A 20,347-nucleotide genomic window follows, 5' to 3' on the forward strand; every position below is an offset into this window, starting at 1 on the left:
TCTCTGTGGGCATGTCGACAAAACGCTGAGGTGACCTCACGGGCTGCGGTATACCGGGTGTGCGCGGGTTGCGGGTGGTGCGACGATGGTATTTATGGGGGACAGGGCAACTCTGTTGGAGACAGGGCGGTTTGTGCAGCGGCACGCCAGAGATGCCGCGGACGAGATCATCGAGGCAGTTCCGGCCGTCGATGCGGTCGTCGACACCGCCGCCAGGACCGGGACCCTCCCGGACGCCGGACCCGACACCGAGGCCGAGACCGAGGCCGAGACCGAGGGCCGGCACCGCAAGGCCGCCGAGCGCGGCGACACCGACGCGATGAGCGCCCTCGGCGCCCTCCTGCTGCGCCGCGGCGACCTCGACGCCGCCGAGCCCTTCCTGCGCGGCGCCACCGCCGAGGGCGACCGCGCCGCCGCCAACAACCTCGGCGTCCTGCTCCACCAGCGCGGCTACCCCGACGAGGCGGCCGGCTGGTGGCGGGTCGCCGCCGTCGCCGGCTCCGCGCCCGCCGCGCACGCGCTGGGCCGCCACCACCGCGAGCGCGGCGACGAGCCCGCCGCCGAGTACTGGCTCCGCCAGGCCGCCGAGCAGGGCCACGCGCTGGGCGCCTACGCCCTCGCCGACCTCCTGGAGCACCGCAGCGACGTCGGCGCCGAGCGGTGGCTGCGCGCCGCCGCCGAACAGGGCCACCGCGAGGCCGCCTACCGGCTCGCCGTCGCCCTGGAGCGGCGCGCCACCGAGACCCTCCGCGGCCCGCACGCCTACGGCCCCGCCGCCTCCGCCGGCCGCGCGGGCCACGCGTACGACACCGCCGGCCGCCTCCGCGCGGCCGACACCCTCCGGAACGGCGACCGCGCGCCCGCCGTCGCCGTCCCGCGCCCGGAGGCCGCCCCGCCGCGGGCCGGGGAGACCGCCGGTGCCGGGCCGCTCGGCGAGGCCGAGCAGTGGTTCCGGCAGGCGGCCGCCCGGGGACACCGGCGGGCCGCCCTGCACCTCGGAGCCATCCTGGAACAGCGCGGCGAACTGAAGGAGGCCGGACGCTGGTACCTCAGCTCCGCCAAGGAGGGCGAGGCCAAGGCCGCCTGCGCCCTCGGCTTCCTGCTGCGCGACGCCGGCGACGAGGAGAGCGCCGCCGTCTGGTGGCTGCGCGCCGCGCAGGACGGCGACGGCAACGCGGCCAACGCCCTCGGCGCCCTGCACGCCGCCCGGGGCGAGCAGCAGACCGCCGAGCGCTGGTACCGCGCCGCCATGGACGCCGGCGACGTCAACGGCGCCTACAACCTGGGGCTGCTCTGTGCCGCCCAGGACCGCCTCCCGCAGGCCGAGCAGTGGTACCGCCGCGCGGCCTACGCCGGCCACCGCGAGGCCGCCAACGCGCTCGCCGTGCTGCTCCTCCAGGCCGGCGACGCGGGCGGCGCCGAGCCGTGGTTCTCCAAGGCGGCCGAGGCCGGGTCCGTGGACGCGGCCTTCAACCTCGGCATCATCCACGCGGGCCGTGACGACGACCGCGCCGCGCTCGTCTGGTACGAGCGGGCCGCCGCCGCCGGGCACACCGAGGCCGCCCTCCAGGTCGGCATCGCCGCCCTGCGCGACGGCGACGAGCAGACCGCCGAGCGGCACCTGCGCTGCGCCGCCGGCGGCGGCAGCGCCGAGGCCGCCTTCCGGCTGGCCACCGTCCTCGACGCCCGCCGCCCCGACCCCGGACCCGTGGTCCTCGGCGCCCCCGTGGACCAGAAGACCGAGTGCGAGGAGTGGTACGAGCGGGCCGCCCAGCAGGGCCACCGGCGCGCCCAGGTGCGGGTCGGCATGCTCGCCGCCGGGCGCGGCGACCTCACCGGGGCCGCCCGCTGGTACCGGGAGGCCGCCGAGGCCGGCAGCCGCAACGGCGCCTTCAACCTCGGACTGCTCCTCGCCCGCGAGGGCAGCGAGCGCGAGGCCGCCCTCTGGTGGACCCGCGCCGCCCGGGCCGGGCACGGCCGCGCGGCGCTCCGGCTCGCGCTGCTCGCCGCCCGCCGGGGCGAGCTGTCCGAGGGCCGCAAGTGGTGCGCCCGCGCCGTGGAGCTCGGCCCGGCCGAGGTCGCCGAGCGGGCGGCGCGGCTCAGCGAGGCGCTCCACCAGGAGCTGACGGCGTAAAGCGATTTGCTCCTGTCACACGCGTCCCGTAAGGTTGGGTTCACCGACGCGGGGTGGAGCAGCTCGGTAGCTCGCTGGGCTCATAACCCAGAGGTCGCAGGTTCAAATCCTGTCCCCGCTACTCAGTAGCCCGAAGGCCCGGATCGTCCCAGACGATCCGGGCCTTCGGCGTTCCCCCGGGCGGGAAACGCGAAGGGCCGAGGGCGAAGGGCGTACGGGGAAGGGCGCCCCTTCCGGGACGCCCTTCGGTGGTGACTCCGCCGCGGTCGGCTACGCGGTCGCGCAGTTCGGGCAGAGGCCCCGGTACGTGACCTCGACGTTCGAGATCGTGAAGCCGAAGCGCTCCGCGTCCGGCAGGTCCCGCAGCGGGTCGCCCGCCGGGTGGACGTCCCGGATCGCGCCGCAGCCGGCGCAGACCAGGTGCTGGTGCGGCCGGTGGGCGTTGGGGTCGTACCGCTTGGCGCGGCCGTCGGTGGCGACCTCGATGACCTCACCGAGCGTGACCATCTCGCCCAGCGTGTTGTAGACGGTCGCGCGGGAGATCTCGGGCAGGCGCTCGACGGCGCGGGCGTGCACCTCGTCCGCGGTGAGATGCACGTGGTCGCCGTCGAGGACCTCGGCGACGACACGGCGCTGCGCGGTCATCCGCCAGCCGCGTCCGCGCAGTCGTTCCAACAGGTCGCTCATGAGGGCCAGGGTAACAGCGGGCGGAAACGGGGCGGAGCGGGCTTCCACCCCGTGGACCCAGGTGGGGGAGGGGCGGGGTCAGTCGGCCACGCTGTGGGCCGGGAGCCAGCAGCGGATGATGTCGCGGACCGAGACCATGCCGACCGGCCCGAGATGGTCCAGGACGACCAGATGGCGGAAGCCGCCCCTGGTCATCGCCTCGGCCGCCTCCTCCAGCGTCCAGCCGGGCGCGGCGAAGACGACCTCGTGGGTGGTGTGGGAGCCGGCCGTCTCGTGGTCCGGGTCCTCGCCGCGTCCCAGGGAGTTCAGGATGTCGCGCTCGGTGAGGATGCCGATCCCGGAGTCGCCGTCGAGGACGACGGCCGCGCCGACCCGGCGGGCGGACATCAGCCGGGCGGCCTGACGGAGGGTGTGGGCGGGTCCGACGGTGAGGACCACCGTGCTCATGGCGTCACGGACGAGCATGGATGGAGCCACCTCCTCGGCGAACCGCCCGCGTGAGGCGGTTCACAAATGCACAAGTGGGGGGCTCTCAGAGTCGCACCGGAGAACGGGCCCGACAAGGGGGCGCGCGAGGCGCGCCCGGGGGCGGCCGGGGGCGCGCCCCGGACCGGTCAGGGGCGCGCCCGGACCGGGGCGGGGCCCTTCCGGTTCCTAGTGCCCCAGGTGCCCCAGCAGCGCCTCGTGGAGCAGCCCGTTCGAGGCCGCCGCGTTGCCGCTGTGCGGGCCGGGCCGTCCGTCCAGGCCGGTGTACGAGCCGCCGGCCTCCTGCACCACGACCGCCACCGCCGCCATGTCCCACAGCGACAGCTCCGGCTCCGCGCACAGGTCCACGGTGCCCTCGGCGACCATCATGTACGGCCAGAAGTCGCCGTACGCCCGGGTCCGCCAGCACGCGCGCGTGAGGTCCAGGAACGCGTCCAGCCGGCCCCGCTCCTCCCAGCCGCTCAGCGAGGAGTACGCGAAGGACGCGTCGGCCAGCGAGGCCACCTGGGACACACCGATCCGGGTCCCCGACTCCGGGCCGGTGCCGGTGAAGGCGCCCAGGCCCTTCGCCGCCCACCAGCGGCGGCCCAGCGCCGGCGCCGACACCACGCCGACCACCGGCTGGAAGCCGTCCTCGCCCTCCTCCATCAGCGCGATCAGGGTCGCCCACACCGGCACCCCGCGCACGTAGTTCTTGGTGCCGTCGATCGGGTCGATCACCCAGCGGCGCGGGCCGGTGCCCTCCACGCCGTACTCCTCGCCCAGGATCGCGTCCTCGGGCCGCTCCTTCTGGAGCCCCGCGCGGATCAGCTCCTCGGCGGCCCGGTCCGCCTCGCTCACCGGGGTCATGTCCGGCTTCGTCTCGACCTTCAGGTCCAGGGCCTGGAAGCGGGCCATGGTGGCCGCGTCGGCGGCATCCGCGAGGGCATGGGCAAGACGCAGGTCATCGTGGTAATCGGCCATGTCCGGCACTCTAGCGCCGCGCGCCGGAGGGCCGGTGGACCGTCCAGGGACGGCGCCCGGCCGCCGCGCCCTTGACAGGGCCGACGCCTCTGCCGACCCTGGGGGGCCCACCGTCCGGCCCGGAGCCGCCCATGCCGACCGCCCGCGAGGCCCTTCTCGCCGCCGCCCTCGCCGCTCTGGCGCGCCACTCCTGGTCCGCCGTGCGGATGGCCGACCTCGCCGTCGCCGCCCGGGTCTCCCGCCAGACCCTCTACAACGAGTTCGGCAGCAAGGAGGGGCTGGCCCGCGCCCTCGTCCGCCACGAGGCCGACGCCTACCTCGACGGGGTGCGCCGGCTGCTCGACACGCCCCAGCCGCCCGCCCGCGCCCTCGCCGCCGTCGCCGAGTGGACCGTCGTCCGCGCCGGCGACCGGCCGATACTGCGCTCGCTGCTCACCGGCGCCTGGACCGAGGGCCTGCCCCGGCCCCGTCCGGCCCGGCCGGGCGCCCGCCCCGCCCCCGTACCCGCGCAGCGGAGGGCCGACGCCGGGCCGCCGGCGCCGGGGGAACTCCTCGCGACGACCGCGCTCTGCGCGGGGGAGCGGTGGGCGGCCGGCTGCGAGCTGGCCCTGCGGCTCGCCGTCAGCCACGTGGTCGCCCCGGCCCTGCCGCCGGAGGGTCAGTGCGCGGAGCCGGACAGCTGGAGGCCGACGACCCCCACGATGACGAAACTGATCGAGACGATCTTGAGCGTGGAGACCACGTCGCCCAGGAACACCATGCCGTAGATGGCGGTGCCGGCCGCTCCGATCCCCGTCCACACCGCGTACGCCGGGCCCACGTCGAGCTTCTTCAGGGCGAGGGTCAGCAGCCCGAAGCTGCCGAGGGCGAAGCAGGCGAAGGCGATCGTCGGCCACAGCCGGGTGAATCCGTGCGAGAGCTTCAGGCAGACGGCGAACCCCGTCTCCAGGAGCCCGGCGACCACCACCAGCAGCCACGCCATCGTTCCCGCCTCCCGCCCGGTCGGATCATCCGCACTTGTGCGGTTATGTCCTTACCGGTCTGGGGGGCGGAGTAAACACCGCTCCGCCCCCGGGACGGCTCAGTCGCCCTCGCGGCGCTCCCGGGTGGCGAGCAGCCGCCGCAGCGAGAACAGCCGCGCCGGATCGGCGTGCCCCTCCGCCACCCACGCGTCCAGGGCGCACTCGGGCTCGTCGTGGCTGCACGCGCGCGGGCAGTTCTCCGTGCCCGGCTCCAGGTCGGGGAAGGCGTGGATGACCCGGGACGGATCGACGTGGTGCAGACCGAAGGAGCGCACGCCCGGCGTGTCGATGACCCAGCCGTCCACCACGTCCAGCGGCAGCGCGAGCGCCGAGGTCGTGGTGTGCCGGCCGCGTCCCGTCACCGCGTTCACATGGCCGGTGATCCGGCGCCTCTCCTCCGGCACCAGCGCGTTCACCAGCGTCGTCTTGCCGACGCCGGAGTGCCCGACGAAGGCCGTCACCCGGCCGTCCAGGTACTCCCGCACCCGGTCCGCGGCGCCGCCGTCGTACAGCTCCTCCCGGTTCACCACCACGAAGGGGATGTCCAGGTCGCCGTAGAGCTCCAGCAGCTTCTCCGGCGGCGCCAGGTCCGACTTGGTCAGCACCAGGAAGGGCTCCAGGCCGCCGTCGTAGGCGGCGACCAGGCAGCGGTCGATCAGCCGGGGGCGCGGCTCGGGGTCGGCGAGCGCGGTGACGATCGCGAGCTGGTCGGCGTTGGCCACGACCACCCGCTCGTACGGGTCGTCGTCGTCGGCCGTGCGGCGGAGCAGCGAGTCCCGCTCGCCGATCCGCACGATCCGGGCCAGCGTGTCCTTCTCGCCGGACAGGTCGCCCACCAGGGAGACCCGGTCGCCGACCACGGCCGCCTTGCGGCCCAGCTCGCGGGCCTTCATCGCCATCACGGTCCGGTCCTCGACCAGGCAGGTCAGCCTGCCGCGGTCCACGGTGAGGACCATGCCCTCGACGGCGTCCTCGTGCTTGGGCCGGATGGTGGTCCGCGGCCGGGTGCCCTTGCGGTTGGGCCGCTGGCGGATGTCGTCCTCGTCGGTGTGCTTGCCGTAGCGCCGCATGGTTCAGGCTCCGAGCATTTCGGTCCACATCCCCGGGAAGTCCGGCAAGGTCTTGGCGGTCGTCGCCACGTCCTCGATCTCCACGCCCGGCACGGCGAGGCCGATGATCGCGCCCGCGGTCGCCATCCGGTGGTCGTGGTACGTGTGGAAGACGCCGCCGCGCAGCGGGCGCGGGCGGATGCGCAGACCGTCCTCGGTCTCGGTGACGTCGCCGCCGAGGCCGTTGATCTCCTTGGTCAGCGCCGCCAGCCGGTCGGTCTCGTGGAGCCGCAGGTGCGCCACCCCGCGCAGGGTGGAGGGGGAGTCCGCGAGGGCGGCGACCGCCGCGATGCCGGGGGTCAGCTCGCCGACCTCGCCCAGGTCCACGTCGATGCCGTGGATCCGGCCGGTGCCGGTGAAGGTGAGACCGGCGTCGGTGAGCTCGCAGACACCACCCATCTCGGTGAAGATCCGGCGCAGCTCGTCGCCCGGCTGGGTGGTGCGGGCCGGCCAGTCCGGGACCGTCACCCGGCCGCCGGTGACCAGCGCGGCCGCCAGGAACGGCTGCGCGTTCGACAGGTCCGGCTCGACGACCAGGTCCCGGCCGCGCAGCGCCGACGGGGCGACCCGCCACACGTCCGGCTCGCCGCCGTGCTCCGGCTCGTCGACCTTGGCGCCCACCGCGCGGAGCATGTCCACGGTCATCCGGATGTGCGGCATCGACGGCAGCCGGCCGCCCACGTGCCGGACCTCCACGCCCTGGTTGAAGCGGGCGCCGGAGAGCAGCAGGGCGCTGACGAACTGGGAGGACGAGGAGGCGTCGATCTCGACGACGCCGCCGTCCAGGCCGCCGGAGCCGTGCACGGTCATCGGGAGGGCGCCGCGGCCCTCGTCGTCGATCCGGGCGCCGAGCGCGCGCAGCGCGTCGATCACACCGTGCAGCGGGCGCTCGTGGGAGCGGGGGTCGCCGTCGAAGCGGACCGGGCCGTCGGCGAGCGCGGCGACCGGCGGCAGGAAGCGCATGACGGTGCCGGCGTTGCCGACGTCGACCGCGGCGGGGCCGCGCGGCGGGGCGGGGATGACCCGCCACGCCTCGCCGGAGCCGCCCGGGCCTCCCGGGCCGGAGGAGCTGGACGACACCGTCTCCTCGATCCTCACTCCCAGGGTGCGCAGGCCCTCGGCCATCAGGAGGGTGTCGCGGGAGCGCAGGGGGCGGCGCACCCAGCCCGGCTCGGCGGCGAGCGCGGCCAGGACGAGGGCGCGGTTGGTGACCGACTTCGAGCCCGGCACGGTCACGGTCGCGTCGACGGGGCCGCTCGCGTACGGGGCGGGCCAGAGGTCCGGGCCCGCGGGGGCTGCGGGCTGCGACGGATCGGGGTGCGCGGGGGAAGCTGCGGTCATGCCCTCACTGTACGGGGGTGTCAGAAGCCCAGAAGCCAGGTGGCGCCGCCGATCAGGCAGCAGAGGGACACCGTGTGGAAGAAGGCCAGCCACACCCCCGCGGGCACATGGGTGAGCCGGGAGAGCTGGTCGGCGTCCGAGTCGGGAGCGCCGCCGTGCCGGCGCTTCGCCTGGAGCTCGAAGGCCGGCCGCACCCCGCCGAGGAGCAGGAACCACACCACCGCGTACGCGAAGGCCGCCTGCACCTCCGGGGGCGCCAGCCAGGACACCAGGACGAAGAGCGCCCCGGTGAGGACGACGGAGAAGACCCCGTACGCGTTGCGGACCATCACCAGCACGGCGAGCAGCAGCGCGGTCGCCAGCCACAGCAGTACGGCGACCCGGCCGGCGCCGAGCAGCGCGGCCCCGCCGAGGCCCAGCAGCGGGGCCGCCGTGTAGCCGGCGGCCAGGGTGAGGACGACGCCGAGACCGGTGGGGCGGCCCCGGGTGACGGTGACGCCGCTGGTGTCGGAGTGCAGCCGGATCGCCTCCAGGCGGCGGCGGCAGACGAGCGCGACCAGGGCGTGGCCGCCCTCGTGGGCGATGGTGATCGCGTTGCGCGCGAGCAGCCAGAGCCGGCGGGGCACGGTGACGGCGAGCGCGGCGACACCGGTGGCGATCACCAGCCACTCGTCCGGGGCGGCCTGCGGGCTGAAGAGGTCCATCCTTCGGTCCGCTCCTCTCGGGCTCGGGGATCGTGGCAGTGTGGCACGTATGTGCGGACGTTATGCGGCGAGCCGGCGGCCCGAGGACCTCGTGGACCTCTTCGGGATCGAGAAGTGGGAGCCGGAGGAGACCCTGGACCAGGACTGGAACGTGGCCCCCACGAAGGAGGTCCACGCGGTCCTCGAACGCCCTCTGAAGGACGCGCGGACGCGCCGTCCGGTTCGCCAGCTGCGCGCCCTGCGATGGGGACTGGTCCCGTCCTGGTCGAAGTCGCCGGAGGGCGCCGCCCGGATGATCAACGCCCGGGCCGAGACCGTGCACGAGAAGCCCTCCTTCAAGCGCGCCTTCCAGGCCCGCCGCTGCATCCTGCCCGCCGACGGCTATTACGAGTGGGTGACCGGCGCCTCCGAGCGCGACCTGGAGGTCGAGGGGAAGAAGAAGCGGCCCCGGAAGCAGCCGTACTTCGTGACCCCGGCGGACGGCTCCGTCTTCGCCATGGCCGGCCTCTACGAGTTCTGGCGCGACCCCGCGCTGCCGCCCGAGCACCCGGGCGCCTGGTGGGCCACCTGCTCCGTGATCACCACCGAGGCCGAGACCGGCCCGCTCGGCGTGGCGCCCGCCGAGGGCCCCGGCACGCTCGCCGAGATCCACCCCCGCATGCCGCTGATGCTCACCGAGGACCACTGGGACGCCTGGCTCGACCCGGCCACCACCGGCCTCGACGAACTGCGCGCCCTGCTCGCCCCGCCGCCGCGGGGCCTGATGCGGGCCTACCCGGTCGCCACCGCCGTCAGCAACGTCCGCAACAACGGCCCCGAACTCCTCACCGAACTGGCGGGCCCGGAGGTCGGCACGCTGTTCTGAACGCCTCCCGGCACCGCCCCGGGCGGCAGGATGGGGACGTGACGAAGATCGAGACCGTTTCCACCGGCGCCGGTGAGGCGCGCATCACCTGGCACACCGCCCCGGAGGCCCGCCGCGTCCTCGCCCTCGGCCACGGCGCCGGCGGCGGAATCGAGGCCCGCGACCTTGCCGCACTCGCCGCCGCCCTGCCCGCCCGGGGCGTCACCGTCGCCCTGGTCGAACAGCCCTGGCGGGTCGCGGGGAAGAAGGTCGCGCCCGCGCCCAGGACGCTCGACACCGGCTGGCGCGGCCTCTGGCCGGCGCTCGCCGCGCCCGGCCTCCCGGTCGTCGCGGGCGGCCGCAGCGCGGGCGCCCGGGTGGCCTGCCGGACCGGCGCGGAGCTCGGCGCCGCCGCCGTCCTCGCCCTGAGCTTCCCGCTCCACCCGCCGGGGAAGCCGGAGAGCTCCCGCGCCGCCGAACTCCTCTCCACCGGCCTGCCCACCCTCGTCGTCCAGGGCGGCAACGACCCCTTCGGCCGGCCGGAGGAGTTCCCGGGCGTCGAGGGGGACGACGCCGGCGGAAGGGCGGTGAGCGGCGACGGGACGGCGTACGAGCTCGTCGGGATCCCGTACGGCGACCACGGCTTCGCCGTCCCCAAGCGGGCCCCCGTCGACCAGGACGCGACCGTCGGACGGATCGTCGAGGCCGTCGGCGACTGGCTCGACGGGCTGCGCTGAGACCCGCCCGGGGCCCGGGAATGCCGGGGCCGGAGCCACTGTTGTGGAGAGCGTCGGTGTGAGAAGCGAGAGAGGGAGTCCGTCGCATGGGTTCGACCATCTGCCCGGAGCGGGTCAGGTCCGCGGAGCTCGACTGGACCGTGCTGCCCGCACCCAAGGCCGCCCCGATTCGGGCGGCGGGCGGAGCCGTTCCTCGTCTATCCTCCGAGACGAGCGGGTCCGGCACCGGCCCCGTCACCGCGCTGGAGGAGGTGGGTCCGGTCACTGGGACCGACACAGGGACCGACGACGGCCCCGAGGAGACGACCGAGGAGCGCAACGCGCGCTTCGAGCGGGACGCCCTCGGCTACCTCGACCAGATGTACTCGGCCGCGCTGCGGATGACGCGCAACCCCGCGGACGCCGAGGACCTGGTGCAGGAGACCTACGCGAAGGCGTACGGCTCCTTCCACCAGTTCCGCGAGGGCACCAACCTCAAGGCGTGGCTGTACCGCATCCTCACCAACACCTTCATCAACTCGTACCGCAAGAAGCAGCGTGAGCCCCAGCGCAGCGCCGCCGAGGAGATCGAGGACTGGCAGCTCGCCCGCGCCGAGTCGCACATGTCGACCGGCCTGCGCTCCGCCGAGTCGCAGGCGCTCGACCACCTCCCCGACTCGGACGTGAAGGAAGCGCTCCAGGCGATCCCCGAGGAGTTCCGCATCGCGGTCTACCTCGCCGATGTCGAGGGCTTTGCCTACAAGGAGATCGCCGACATCATGGGGACCCCCATCGGTACGGTGATGTCCCGCCTGCACCGGGGCCGCCGCCAGCTCCGCGGCATGCTCGAGGACTACGCCCGCGAGCGCGGCCTCGTCCCCGCCGGCGCCGGAGAGTCGTCCAAGGATCTGAAAGGCGCGGACTCATGAGCTGCGGAGACCCGCACGAGACGGATTGCTCGGAAGTCCTGGACCATCTCTACGAGTTCCTCGACCGTGAGATGCCCGACAGCGACTGCACCAAGTTCGAGGTGCACTTCGAGGAGTGCTCCCCGTGCCTGGAGAAGTACGGCCTGGAGCAGGCCGTGAAGAAGCTCGTGAAGCGCTGCTGCGGCAGCGACGACGTGCCCACCGACCTGCGGGCCAAGGTGATGGGCCGGATCGACCTGATCCGCGCCGGCCACCTGGTGCCCGAGCAGGACGCCACCGCCCCTGAGAGCCCGGCCCCGCAGACCCCGGCCGCCGCCCAGGAGTGACCCGCGGACGCGCGGGACCCGGACCCGTCCGGACCGCGCATCCGTCAGCTTGTATCACCCGATGGTAGGAATCGACGGCGGCCCGCCTTCCGCGGCCGCCGTCCTCGCTAGCGTGACCGCGTGACGGTCGTGAAGCCCCTCCCGCGAACGGCCCGCGCGTACATCGTCTGCGCCGCCCTCGGCGCCGGAGCGTGCGCCCTGCCCGCGCTCCTCCCGCCGTCGCCCACCCCCTGGGCGACGGCCGGACTCCTCGCCGCCCTGTACGCGCTCTGCGAGCTGCCCGCCCGCTGCCGCCTCCTCGGCCGGGCCCTCGGCGGCTCCGTCCCCATGGGCACCGGCTCCTTCTTCCCGGTCCTCCTCGCCGCCGCCCTGCTGCTGCCCCCCGCCGCCGCCGCGCTCGCCGCCCTCCCCGGCGGCCTCCTGGCCCGCGTCGAGGAACCCCCCGCCGGCTGGCGCCGCGCCTGGCGCGCCTCCGCCACCGCCCTCGCCGCCTGGGCCGCCGCCCACACCGCCACCGCCCTCGGCGCCCCCGCCGCCCTCGGCTCCGGCCCCGGCGGCCCCGTGCTGCCCCACGCGGCCCTCCCCGCCCTCGCGGCCTCCCTCGTCTTCTGCCTCGTCCTCACCGCCCTCGACGGCGGCATCCGCGCCACCGCCGACGGGCTCCCGCTCCGCGCCGCCTGGCGCGGACTCCTCGGCCGGGCCCTCGCCCCCCACCTGGTCCACGGCCTCGCCGGACTCATGATGGGCGTCCTCTGGCGCAGCCCCCACGGACCCGCCGCCGCCCTCCTGGTGATGCTCCCCATGTACATCTCCTGCTGGGTCTTCGCCCAGTACCACCACGAGCGCGCCGCCCACCAGTCCACCATCCGGGCCCTCGTCCAGGCCGTCGACATCAAGGACAGCTACACCCGCGGCCACAGCGAACGCGTCGGCCACGCCTCCGTCCTGATCGCCCGTGAACTCGGCATGGACGGCGACCGGCTCGACACCGTCCGGTTCGCCGGCATCCTCCACGACGTCGGCAAGCTCGGCGTCCCCACCCGGGTCCTCCGCAAGGACGGCCCGCTCACCCCCGAGGAGCGCCGGATCATCGAACTCCACCCCGAGTACGGCCACGAGATGGTCCGCGGCATCGGCTTCCTCGGCGAGGCCCGCGACGCCGTCCTCCACCACCACGAACGGATCGACGGCAGCGGCTACCCCTACGGACTGCGCGGCGAGGAGATCCCCGAATGCGCCCGGGTCGTCGCCGTCGCCGACGCCTTCGACGCCATGACCTCCACCCGCTCCTACAGCCGCGCCCGGCCCGTCGCCACCGCCCTCGCCGAACTGGAACGGTGCGCCGGCAGCCAGTTCGACCCCCGGATGGTCGCCGCCCTCGCCCGCGCCCTCGCCCGCCACGGCTGGCGGACCGCCGTCACCGCCGACGAAGCCGGCGGCCAGGTCCCCGCGCCCCGCACCCCCGGCCCGCTCCCCGCCAGGACCGAGGAGCCCGCATGAGACCGGGGACCCCCACCGTCCGCGCCGTCCACACCGCCGCTCTCCTCCTCGCCCTGGCCGGCCTCGGCGACACCCTCTGGCGCGGCGTCGCCGAACCGGGCAACGCCCTCGCCTTCGGCACCCTCATCGCCCTCGGCGAGCTGGCCCGCTGGGGCGCCCACCCCGGGGAGCGCGAACCCGCCCCGCTCGCCGCCGCCGGAGCCCTCGCCTACGCCCTGCTCGGCGACGACGCCGGAGCCGCCACGACCCATGGCGTCCTCCAGACCGTGGCCGTCGTCTGCGCCGGCGGACTCGCCGGGATCGTGCCCCACATCGCCCGCGGCCGGGGCCCCGCCCCCGACCACCTCGCCCGCCGGGTCCTCACCGTCGGCTTCGCCGCCCTCTGCTTCCAGCCGCTCTACAACTCCGGCGCCGTCACCGGCGGAATCGGCCTCGGCGCCGCCCACGCCCTCTTCCTCCTCCTCGTCCTCGGCCTGACCGGCCTCTGCGACGCCGTCCTCGCCGCCCTGCTGCTCCGCGCCCGCACCGCTTACCCGTACGGCCCCCTCCTCCGCGACGAACTGCGCGCCCTCCTCGGCATCGGCTCCGCCGTCTGCGCCACCGGCGTCGTCATGGCCCTCGGCGTCGCCGCCGCCGGACTCTGGGCCCTGCCCGTCCTCGCCGTGCCGCTGCTGCTCACCCAGGTCTCCTTCCGGCGGTACGCCGCCGTCCGCACCGTCAACCGGCAGACCATCGCGTCCCTCGCCCGGGCGACCGAGATCGCCGGCTGCACCCCGCCCGGCCACGCCCGCCGGGTCGCCGCCCTCTCCACCGCCGTCGGCCGCGAGCTGGGCCTCGGCGGCACCGAGCTGACCGTCCTGGAGTACGCCGCCCTCATGCACGACATCGGCCAGCTCTCCCTCGTGGACCCCGTCGCCGGCGGTGCCACCGCGCTCCTGCCCGCCGAGGACCAGCGGCGGATCGCCCTCCTCGGCGGCGAGGTGGTCCGGATGACCGGCGTCCCCGCGGCCGTCGCCCGGATCGTGGAGCGGCAGGCCGACCCGTACCGCGAGCAGCCGCGGGCCGCCCGGATCGTCCGCGCCGTGAACGCCTACGACGACCTGGCGGGGGAGGGCGCGGCCGCCGCCCTGGAGGCCCTGGAGCTGCTCCGGCTCGGCACCGCCCGCGACTACCACCCCGAGGTCGTCGCCTGCCTGGCCAGGGTCCTGGCCCGCGGCACGACCCCTGGGGTGACCTCCGTCCCCACGGGGTAACCCATGGGTAATGAGCGCGCGTCCGACCCGGCATGGTTGGATGCGAACAAGAGGGTGAAGCGACCGGGCAGGCGGGAATCGTGAGGATCTTCGGGAAGGTACGGCATCGGCCCTCCGCCTCGTGGCGGCAGGCCACCGACCGCGCGTTCACGCTGATCGGTGACGGACGGTACGAGGACGCGGGCGCGCTGCTCACGCGGGCGGCCGATCTGGAGCCCTGGCTCTCCGAGTCCTGGTTCAACCTGGCGCTGCTCCACAAGTTCCGGCACGACTGGGAGCAGGCCCGCGCCGCGGGACTGCGGGCCGTGGCCCTGCTCGACAAGGAGACCGGCGCCCCCGACTGGTGGAACGTGGGCATCGCCGCCACCGCCCTCCAGGACTGGCCGCTGGCCCGCCGCGCCTGGCAGGCGTACGGACTGAAGGTCCCCGGAGCCTCCTCCGCCACCGGCGAGCCCGCCGGGATGGAGCTCGGCAGCGCCGCCGTACGGCTCTCGCCGGAGGGTGAGGCCGAGGTGGTGTGGGGGCGCCGGCTCGACCCGGCCCGCATCGAGGTCCTCTCCATCCCGCTGCCGTCCTCCGGCCGCCGCTGGGGCGAGGTCGTCCTCCACGACGGCGTCCCGAACGGCGAGCGGACCACCACCGCCGGGCCCTCCTTCCCGGTCTTCGACGAGATCGAGCTGTGGGCGCCCTCCCCGGTCCCCACCTGGGTCGTCCTCCTGGAGGCCGCCACCGAGGCCGACCGGGACGCCCTGGAGCAGCTCGCCGCCGAGGCGGGCTTCGCCGCCGAGGACTGGTCCTCGTCGGTACGGCTCCTCTGCCGGGCCTGCTCGGAATCGACCATGCCCAGCGCCGAGGGCGAGGGCGACCACGTCGACCCGCACGACCACAGCGAGCCCGGCCACCCCGGACCGCTCGGCCACCGCTCGCCCGGCGAGCTGTGGGTCCCCGAGCGCGAGTGCGGCATCGCCGCCCCGGCGAACCTGGTGCGCGGGCTCCTCGACGGCTGGGTCGCCGACAGCCCGGACAGCCGCGAGTGGCGCGATCTCGAAGAGGTCTGCTGAGCCCCGCCCCCGGGGCCCGTAGGCTGTCCCCGACGGAATCGGGTTTTCAGGAAGGCGCGGCGGCACATGGCGCAGCAGGAGACGGGCGAGCAGACCTTCACGGGCTACGCCCTGGACGACGACGGCTACATCGTGGACACGGAGGAGTGCGAGGAGCGCGAGCTCGCCCACCGCGAGCGGGGCACCTCCCGCCCGATCACGGTCGTCGGCAATCCGGTGCTGCACCACGAGTGCAAGGACGTCACCGAGTTCGGGCCCGAGCTCGCGGCCCTGGTCGACGACATGTTCGCCAGCCAGAAGACGGCGGAGGGCGTCGGCCTCGCCGCCAACCAGATCGGCGTCGGCCTCAAGGTCTTCGTCTACGACTGCCCCGACGACGAGGGCGTCCGGCACACCGGCCACGTGATCAACCCGGTGCTCCAGGAGCTCCCGGCCGACCGCCGCCACCTCGACGACTCCAACGAGGGCTGCCTCTCGGTCCCCACCGCCTACGCGGCGCTGGCCCGCCCGGACTTCGCCGAGGTCCACGGCCAGGACCTGCACGGCAACCCCATCAAGGTCCGCGGCACGGGCTACTTCGCCCGCTGCCTCCAGCACGAGACGGACCACCTGTACGGCTTCCTGTACATCGACAAGCTCTCCAAGCGCGACCGCAAGGACGCGCTGCGCCAGATGGAAGAGGGCACCCCGCGCTACCCGGTCGTCGCCAACGACTGACCCGGCGCGCCCATGACGAAGGGCCCCGCACCGTGCCGGTGCGGGGCCCTTCGCCGTACGTCCTACTGCCAGCTCATGTCGCCGAGGACGGTGACGGGCACGGACTGCCAGCTCATGTCCCCCGCGGAGGCGGTGGCGGCGGTGCCGCCGACGATCAGGAGCGTGAGGACGGCGGTCGCGAGGGCGCGGGTCTTGCGGGTCAAGGTGTTTCCCCCTGGGGAGTGGTGACGCGTTACAAGATCGACTCTAGGCCGGTCGCCGCTCCCCGGCGGGAAACCTTCACATCCGGAGGTCAGAAGTCCTCGTCCAGGTCGACCGTGCCCTCGACCGCCACCTGGTAGGCGGACGGGCGGCGCTCGAAGAAGTTGGTCAGTTCCTGGACGCCCTGGAGCTCCATGAACGCGAACGGGTTCTCGGAGCCGAACACCGGGGGGAAGCCGAGGCGGACCAGGCGCTGGTCGGCGACGCACTGGAGGTACTCGCGCATCGACTCGGTGTTCATGCCGGGCAGGCCGTCGCCGCACAGGTCGCGGCCGAACTGGAGCTCCGCCTCGACCGCCTCCCGCAGCATGTCCGTGACCTGCTGCTGGAGTGCGGCGTCGAAGAGCTCCGGCTCCTCCTTGCGGACCGTGTCCACGACCTCGAAGGCGAAGTTCATGTGCATGGTCTCGTCGCGGAACACCCAGTTGGTGCCGGTCGCCAGGCCGTGCAGCAGGCCGCGGGAGCGGAACCAGTACACGTAGGCGAAGGCCCCGTAGAAGAACAGGCCCTCGATGCAGGCGGCGAAGCAGATCAGGTTCAGCAGGAAGCGGCGGCGGTCGGCCGCCGTCTCCAGCCGCTCGATCTTCTCGACCGAGTCCATCCAGCGGAAGCAGAACTGCGCCTTCTCGCGGATGGAGGGGATGTTCTCGACCGCCGCGAAGGCCGCCGCGCGGTCGTCCGGGTCGGGCAGGTAGGTGTCGAGCAGCGTCAGGTAGAACTGGACGTGCACCGCCTCCTCGAAGAGCTGACGGCTCAGGTACAGCCGCGCCTCGGGGGAGTTGATGTGCTTGTACAGCGTCAGGACCAGGTTGTTCGCCACGATCGAGTCGCCCGTCGCGAAGAACGCGACCAGCCGGCCGATCATGTGCTGCTCGCCGGGGGTGAGCTTGGCGAGGTCGGCGACGTCCGAGTGGAGGTCGACCTCCTCCACGGTCCAGGTGTTCTTGATGGCGTCCCGGTACCGCTCGTAGAAGTCCGGGTAGCGCATCGGACGCAGGGTCAGCTCGAAGCCCGGGTCCAGCAGGTTCTTGTTCTCGGTGGTGCTCATCACTGGCATGCCTCGCAGGACTCGGGGTTCTCCAGGGAGCAGGCGACCGCGTCGGGGTCGGCGGCCTGCTGCACGGGGATGGGGGCGGCGGCCGTCGCCGACGCCTGGGCCGCGCGGGCGATCCGGGTCGCCGGGCGGGAACGCAGGTAGTACGTCGTCTTCAGGCCCTGCTTCCAGGCGTACGCGTACATCGACGACAGCTTGCCGATCGTCGGCGTCTCCATGAACAGGTTCAGCGACTGCGACTGGTCCAGGAACGGGGTCCGGGCCGCCGCCATGTCGATCAGGCCGCGCTGCGGGATCTCCCACGCCGTGCGGTACAGCTCGCGCACCTCGGCCGGGACCCAGGTGAAGCCGGCCACCGAGCCGTTGGCGTCGCGCAGCGCCTCGCGGGTCTGCGCGTCCCAGACGCCGAGCCGCTTCAGCTCGTCGACGAGGTACGAGTTGACCTGGAGGAACTCGCCGGAGAGCGTCTCGCGCTTGAACAGGTTGGAGACCTGCGGCTCGATGCACTCGTAGACGCCGGCGATCGAGGCGATCGTCGCGGTCGGCGCGATGGCGAGGAGCAGGCTGTTGCGCATGCCGACGGCGGCGATCCGCTCGCGCAGCGCGGCCCAGCGCTCCGGCCAGTTCAGCTCCACGTCGTAGTGGTCGGGGTGCAGCACGCCGCGGGCGGCGCGGGTCTTCTCCCAGGCGGGGAGCGGGCCGCTGCGCTCGGCGAGGTCGGCGGACGCCTCGTACGCGGCGAGCATGATCCGCTCGGCGATGCGGGTGGAGAGCGCGCGGGCCTCGGCGGAGTCGAACGGCAGCCGCAGCTTGAAGAAGACGTCCTGGAGGCCCATCGCGCCCAGACCGACCGGCCGCCAGCGGGCGTTGGAGTTCCCGGCCTGCTCGGTCGGGTAGAAGTTGATGTCGACGACCCGGTCGAGGAAGGTGACCGCGGTGCGGACGGTCGCGTCGAGACGCTCCCAGTCGATGTCGCCGCCGGTGACGAAGGCGCCGAGGTTGACCGAGCCGAGGTTGCAGACGGCCGTCTCGCCGTCGTCGGTGACCTCGATGATCTCGGTGCAGAGGTTCGAGGAGTGGACCACGGAGCCGGGCTCGGCGGTCTGGTTGGCGGTCCGGTTGGAGGCGTCCTTGAAGGTCATCCAGCCGTTGCCGGTCTGCGCCAGGGTCCGCATCATCCGGCCGTACAGGTCGCGGGCCGGCATGGTCCGGCGGGCCAGGCCCTTGGCCTCGGCCGCGCGGTAGGCGGCGTCGAACTCCTCGCCCCACAGGTCGACCAGCTCGGGCACGTCGGCGGGGGAGAAGAGCGACCACTCGGCGTCGGCGTTCACCCGGCGCATGAACTCGTCCGGGATCCAGTGGGCGAGGTTCAGGTTGTGGGTGCGGCGGGCGTCCTCGCCGGTGTTGTCGCGGAGCTCCAGGAACTCCTCGATGTCCGCGTGCCAGGTCTCCAGGTAGACGGCGGCGGCGCCCTTGCGGCGGCCGCCCTGGTTCACGGCGGCGACCGAGGCGTCCAGGGTCTTCAGGAACGGCACGATGCCGTTGGAGTGCCCGTTGGTGCCGCGGATCAGCGAACCGCGCGAGCGGATCCGGGAGTACGACAGGCCGATGCCGCCCGCGTGCTTCGACAGGCGCGCGACCTGGTGGTAGCGGTCGTAGATCGAGTCCAGCTCGTCCTGCGGGGAGTCGAGCAGGTAGCAGGAGGACATCTGCGGGTGGCGGGTGCCGGAGTTGAAGAGCGTGGGGGAGGAGGGCAGGTAGTCGAGGCGGCTCATCAGCCCGTAGAGCGCCGCCACCTCGTCGAGGGCGCGGGCCGAGTCGTCCTCGGCGAGGCCGGCCGCGACCCGGAGCATGAAGTGCTGCGGGGTCTCGATCACCTTGCGGGTGATCGGGTGGCGCAGCAGGTAGCGGGAGTAGAGCGTCCGCAGGCCGAAGTAGCCGAAGCGGTCGTCGCCGGCCGGGTCGATCAGCGCGTCCAGGCGGTCCGCGTGCAGGGCCGCGAAGGCGGCGGTGCGGTCGGCGATCAGGCCCTCGCGGTGACCGGTGGCGACCGAGGCGGAGAAGGAGACCGCGCCCTGGCCGGCCGCCTCCTCGGCGATCGTCAGCGTCAGCAGGCGGGCGGCGAGCCGGGAGTAGGCGGGGTCCTCGGAGATGAGACCGGCGGCCGCCTCGGTGGCCAGTTCGCGCAGCTCCGCCTCGTCCGAACCGGCGTGCCGGCCGCGCAGCGCGGCGGCGGCGACCCGGCCGGGGTCGGTGTCGGTGAGGTCGGCGGTGAGGTCGGTCAGGGTCCGCAGCAGTACGGTCCCGGGGCCGTCGCTCTCGATCGCGGCGGCCTCGGTGGCTGACGGACCCGCAGGCGCGATGGTCACGTGGGGGCTCTCCCTCGCTCGGCCCGGGGCCACGGCGGGGGAGGCGCGGACGGGCACCCGTACGCGCGGATGCGCCCGCGTCCACCGGCCCATTCCGCGAGGCCCGGACGTCGTCGGCACCCGGAACGGACGGACCGGGCGCACTGCCGACAGGTGTTCGGACTCACTCCGTGCGAAAGCGCACGAAGCACACCGTTGCGGGACAGTTCCGGATTCGCACCGGATTCCCCTGCGACGACAGCGAGGATGAGCATACATGTGGGGGGCGCCGATCTCGGCACCCCCCACATGTTGTGTCCCGCCGCTCAGGTGTCCAGGGAGAAGGCCAGCAGCGGCGACAGGCCGGGCACCGGGCTCCAGTCCCGTTCGGGCCGCCGCGCGAAGCCGATCCGCCGGTAGATCCGGTGGGCCTCGGCCATCCGGTCCTGGGTGGAGAGCACCAGCCGGTCGCAGCCGTCGAGGGCGCGGGCGCGTTCGACGCACGCCCGGACGAGCGCCTCGCCGACCCCGCGGCCGCGGGCGGCGCGGGCGACGGCCAGCAGCCGGAACTCGGCCTCGCCGGGGACGGCGATGTCCGCCCACTCCCCGCCGCCGGTCGTGAAGGTCACCCCGCCGAGGAGGGTCCCGTCGCCGTCGACGGCGACCAGTACCTCCGCCTCGACGGCCCGCCGGGCCACGTCCTTCATCAACGGCAGATAGTCGTCGTCCTCGCCGAAGGTGAGGTGCCCGTCGTCGAGGTAGGCCCGCGCGGTGATCTCGCCGAGTTCCTCGTACTCCTCGGGCCGTACGGCCCTGATCGTGAAGTCCATGCGGTGCAGTCTGCCGGGTGGACACGGCGAGGGCCCGGGGATTTCCGCCTCCCCGGGCCCTC

At 74.3% G+C, this 20,347-nt stretch carries 21 protein-coding genes, 1 tRNA gene and 1 riboswitch; of the genes, 11 read left to right on the plus strand and 11 right to left on the minus strand.

Features of this window, described 5'->3' with window-relative positions; translation table 11 throughout:
* The first annotated feature begins 85 nt into the window (after window positions 1-85).
* Window positions 86-2,134: a sel1 repeat family protein gene (locus ACFVU3_RS00110; RefSeq protein WP_390062285.1), complete on the plus strand. Its 2,049-nt coding sequence runs from the start codon at window positions 86-88 to the stop codon at window positions 2,132-2,134.
* A gap of 47 nt (window positions 2,135-2,181) precedes the next feature.
* A tRNA-Met gene (locus ACFVU3_RS00115) sits at window positions 2,182-2,255 on the plus strand.
* A gap of 149 nt (window positions 2,256-2,404) precedes the next feature.
* Here the strand turns inward: ACFVU3_RS00115 and ACFVU3_RS00120 are convergent.
* The 3 genes from ACFVU3_RS00120 to hisN all read right to left on the minus strand — a co-directional run bounded on the left by ACFVU3_RS00120 (window position 2,405) and on the right by hisN (window position 4,270).
* A complete protein-coding gene (locus tag ACFVU3_RS00120; RefSeq protein ID WP_390062287.1) occupies window positions 2,405-2,821 on the minus strand; it encodes a Fur family transcriptional regulator in 417 nt (138 codons plus the stop codon).
* A 78-nt stretch (window positions 2,822-2,899) separates the two neighbouring features.
* On the minus strand, window positions 2,900-3,286 hold the full coding sequence (locus tag ACFVU3_RS00125; RefSeq protein ID WP_390062289.1) for a cyclic nucleotide-binding/CBS domain-containing protein: 387 nt from the start codon (window positions 3,284-3,286) through the stop codon (window positions 2,900-2,902).
* A gap of 189 nt (window positions 3,287-3,475) precedes the next feature.
* Entirely contained in the window at window positions 3,476-4,270 is a 795-nt protein-coding gene (gene hisN / locus ACFVU3_RS00130; RefSeq protein WP_390062291.1) for a histidinol-phosphatase, read from the minus strand.
* A 131-nt stretch (window positions 4,271-4,401) separates the two neighbouring features.
* Here hisN and ACFVU3_RS00135 point away from each other — a divergent pair, with 131 nt between their 5' ends.
* Complete coding sequence (locus tag ACFVU3_RS00135) at window positions 4,402-5,037, plus strand: TetR/AcrR family transcriptional regulator (RefSeq protein ID WP_390062293.1); 636 nt, start codon at window positions 4,402-4,404, stop codon at window positions 5,035-5,037.
* Here the strand turns inward: ACFVU3_RS00135 and ACFVU3_RS00140 are convergent.
* From ACFVU3_RS00140 to ACFVU3_RS00155, 4 genes are all read right to left on the minus strand, one after another.
* Window positions 4,929-5,252 carry a DMT family transporter gene (locus tag ACFVU3_RS00140; RefSeq protein ID WP_390062295.1) on the minus strand — a complete coding sequence of 108 codons (324 nt, stop codon included), beginning with the start codon at window positions 5,250-5,252 and terminating at the stop codon, window positions 4,929-4,931. The genes ACFVU3_RS00135 and ACFVU3_RS00140 overlap by 109 nt on opposite strands.
* Before the next feature lie 99 nt (window positions 5,253-5,351).
* A complete protein-coding gene (gene rsgA, locus ACFVU3_RS00145) occupies window positions 5,352-6,362 on the minus strand; it encodes a ribosome small subunit-dependent GTPase A (protein ID WP_390062296.1) in 1,011 nt (336 codons plus the stop codon).
* A 3-nt stretch (window positions 6,363-6,365) separates the two neighbouring features.
* Window positions 6,366-7,742: a 3-phosphoshikimate 1-carboxyvinyltransferase gene (gene aroA / locus ACFVU3_RS00150; RefSeq protein WP_390062298.1), complete on the minus strand. Its 1,377-nt coding sequence runs from the start codon at window positions 7,740-7,742 to the stop codon at window positions 6,366-6,368.
* 20 nt (window positions 7,743-7,762) lie between these two features.
* Window positions 7,763-8,446 carry a M50 family metallopeptidase gene (locus ACFVU3_RS00155; RefSeq protein ID WP_390062300.1) on the minus strand — a complete coding sequence of 228 codons (684 nt, stop codon included), beginning with the start codon at window positions 8,444-8,446 and terminating at the stop codon, window positions 7,763-7,765.
* 49 nt (window positions 8,447-8,495) lie between these two features.
* Here ACFVU3_RS00155 and ACFVU3_RS00160 point away from each other — a divergent pair, with 49 nt between their 5' ends.
* The 8 genes from ACFVU3_RS00160 to def all read left to right on the plus strand — a co-directional run bounded on the left by ACFVU3_RS00160 (window position 8,496) and on the right by def (window position 15,792).
* On the plus strand, window positions 8,496-9,311 hold the full coding sequence (locus ACFVU3_RS00160) for an SOS response-associated peptidase (RefSeq protein WP_390062301.1): 816 nt from the start codon (window positions 8,496-8,498) through the stop codon (window positions 9,309-9,311).
* A gap of 38 nt (window positions 9,312-9,349) precedes the next feature.
* Entirely contained in the window at window positions 9,350-10,027 is a 678-nt protein-coding gene (locus ACFVU3_RS00165) for an alpha/beta family hydrolase (RefSeq protein ID WP_390062302.1), read from the plus strand.
* Between the two features lie 251 nt (window positions 10,028-10,278).
* Window positions 10,279-10,935 carry a sigma-70 family RNA polymerase sigma factor gene (locus ACFVU3_RS00170; protein WP_030492724.1) on the plus strand — a complete coding sequence of 219 codons (657 nt, stop codon included), beginning with the start codon at window positions 10,279-10,281 and terminating at the stop codon, window positions 10,933-10,935.
* On the plus strand, window positions 10,932-11,261 hold the full coding sequence (gene rsrA, locus ACFVU3_RS00175) for a mycothiol system anti-sigma-R factor (protein ID WP_390062303.1): 330 nt from the start codon (window positions 10,932-10,934) through the stop codon (window positions 11,259-11,261). Before ACFVU3_RS00170 ends, rsrA begins: the two co-directional genes overlap by 4 nt.
* A gap of 129 nt (window positions 11,262-11,390) precedes the next feature.
* On the plus strand, window positions 11,391-12,761 hold the full coding sequence (locus tag ACFVU3_RS00180; protein ID WP_390062981.1) for an HD-GYP domain-containing protein: 1,371 nt from the start codon (window positions 11,391-11,393) through the stop codon (window positions 12,759-12,761).
* Window positions 12,758-14,014, plus strand: coding sequence for an HD-GYP domain-containing protein (locus ACFVU3_RS00185; RefSeq protein WP_390062304.1), 1,257 nt, complete (start codon window positions 12,758-12,760; stop codon window positions 14,012-14,014). The genes ACFVU3_RS00180 and ACFVU3_RS00185 overlap by 4 nt, the downstream gene beginning before the upstream one ends.
* An 80-nt stretch (window positions 14,015-14,094) precedes the next feature.
* Window positions 14,095-15,075, plus strand: a complete 981-nt coding sequence (locus ACFVU3_RS00190; RefSeq protein WP_390062305.1) for a tetratricopeptide repeat protein — start codon at window positions 14,095-14,097, stop codon at window positions 15,073-15,075.
* A 66-nt stretch (window positions 15,076-15,141) separates the two neighbouring features.
* Window positions 15,142-15,792 carry a peptide deformylase gene (gene def / locus ACFVU3_RS00195; RefSeq protein WP_390062306.1) on the plus strand — a complete coding sequence of 217 codons (651 nt, stop codon included), beginning with the start codon at window positions 15,142-15,144 and terminating at the stop codon, window positions 15,790-15,792.
* A 62-nt stretch (window positions 15,793-15,854) separates the two neighbouring features.
* Here the strand turns inward: def and ACFVU3_RS00200 are convergent, their stop codons facing one another.
* From ACFVU3_RS00200 to ACFVU3_RS00215, 4 genes are all read right to left on the minus strand, one after another.
* Window positions 15,855-15,995, minus strand: coding sequence for a hypothetical protein (locus ACFVU3_RS00200; protein ID WP_390062307.1), 141 nt, complete (start codon window positions 15,993-15,995; stop codon window positions 15,855-15,857).
* An 89-nt stretch (window positions 15,996-16,084) separates the two neighbouring features.
* Window positions 16,085-17,101: a ribonucleotide-diphosphate reductase subunit beta gene (locus ACFVU3_RS00205; protein WP_390062308.1), complete on the minus strand. Its 1,017-nt coding sequence runs from the start codon at window positions 17,099-17,101 to the stop codon at window positions 16,085-16,087.
* Window positions 17,101-19,476 (minus strand): ribonucleoside-diphosphate reductase subunit alpha, encoded by a 2,376-nt coding sequence (locus tag ACFVU3_RS00210; protein WP_390062310.1) that lies wholly within the window; start codon window positions 19,474-19,476, stop codon window positions 17,101-17,103. Before ACFVU3_RS00210 ends, ACFVU3_RS00205 begins: the two co-directional genes overlap by 1 nt.
* A 152-nt stretch (window positions 19,477-19,628) precedes the next feature.
* A riboswitch (cobalamin riboswitch) is annotated at window positions 19,629-19,705 on the minus strand.
* Between the two features lie 76 nt (window positions 19,706-19,781).
* Window positions 19,782-20,285 carry a GNAT family N-acetyltransferase gene (locus ACFVU3_RS00215; RefSeq protein WP_390062312.1) on the minus strand — a complete coding sequence of 168 codons (504 nt, stop codon included), beginning with the start codon at window positions 20,283-20,285 and terminating at the stop codon, window positions 19,782-19,784.
* Window positions 20,286-20,347: the final 62 nt, after the last annotated feature.

The sequence above is a fragment of the Streptomyces sp. NPDC058052 genome, from assembly GCF_042885515.1.
GTDB lineage: Bacteria > Actinomycetota > Actinomycetes > Streptomycetales > Streptomycetaceae > Streptomyces.

What these genes read in the sequence shown, in the direction of transcription:
- rsgA (WP_390062296.1), bottom strand. Translation starts at nt 6,362, where the DNA reads ATGCGGCGCTACGGCAAGCACACCGACGAGGACGACATCCGCCAGCGG.
- ACFVU3_RS00215 (WP_390062312.1), bottom strand. Translation starts at nt 20,285, where the DNA reads ATGGACTTCACGATCAGGGCCGTACGGCCCGAGGAGTACGAGGAACTC.
- ACFVU3_RS00110 (WP_390062285.1), top strand. Translation starts at nt 86, where the DNA reads ATGGTATTTATGGGGGACAGGGCAACTCTGTTGGAGACAGGGCGGTTT.
- def (WP_390062306.1), top strand. Translation starts at nt 15,142, where the DNA reads ATGGCGCAGCAGGAGACGGGCGAGCAGACCTTCACGGGCTACGCCCTG.
- ACFVU3_RS00160 (WP_390062301.1), top strand. Translation starts at nt 8,496, where the DNA reads ATGTGCGGACGTTATGCGGCGAGCCGGCGGCCCGAGGACCTCGTGGAC.
- rsrA (WP_390062303.1), top strand. Translation starts at nt 10,932, where the DNA reads ATGAGCTGCGGAGACCCGCACGAGACGGATTGCTCGGAAGTCCTGGAC.
- ACFVU3_RS00135 (WP_390062293.1), top strand. Translation starts at nt 4,402, where the DNA reads ATGCCGACCGCCCGCGAGGCCCTTCTCGCCGCCGCCCTCGCCGCTCTG.
- ACFVU3_RS00155 (WP_390062300.1), bottom strand. Translation starts at nt 8,446, where the DNA reads ATGGACCTCTTCAGCCCGCAGGCCGCCCCGGACGAGTGGCTGGTGATC.
- aroA (WP_390062298.1), bottom strand. Translation starts at nt 7,742, where the DNA reads ATGACCGCAGCTTCCCCCGCGCACCCCGATCCGTCGCAGCCCGCAGCC.
- ACFVU3_RS00185 (WP_390062304.1), top strand. Translation starts at nt 12,758, where the DNA reads ATGAGACCGGGGACCCCCACCGTCCGCGCCGTCCACACCGCCGCTCTC.
- ACFVU3_RS00205 (WP_390062308.1), bottom strand. Translation starts at nt 17,101, where the DNA reads ATGAGCACCACCGAGAACAAGAACCTGCTGGACCCGGGCTTCGAGCTG.
- ACFVU3_RS00140 (WP_390062295.1), bottom strand. Translation starts at nt 5,252, where the DNA reads ATGGCGTGGCTGCTGGTGGTGGTCGCCGGGCTCCTGGAGACGGGGTTC.
- hisN (WP_390062291.1), bottom strand. Translation starts at nt 4,270, where the DNA reads ATGGCCGATTACCACGATGACCTGCGTCTTGCCCATGCCCTCGCGGAT.
- ACFVU3_RS00125 (WP_390062289.1), bottom strand. Translation starts at nt 3,286, where the DNA reads ATGCTCGTCCGTGACGCCATGAGCACGGTGGTCCTCACCGTCGGACCC.
- ACFVU3_RS00120 (WP_390062287.1), bottom strand. Translation starts at nt 2,821, where the DNA reads ATGAGCGACCTGTTGGAACGACTGCGCGGACGCGGCTGGCGGATGACC.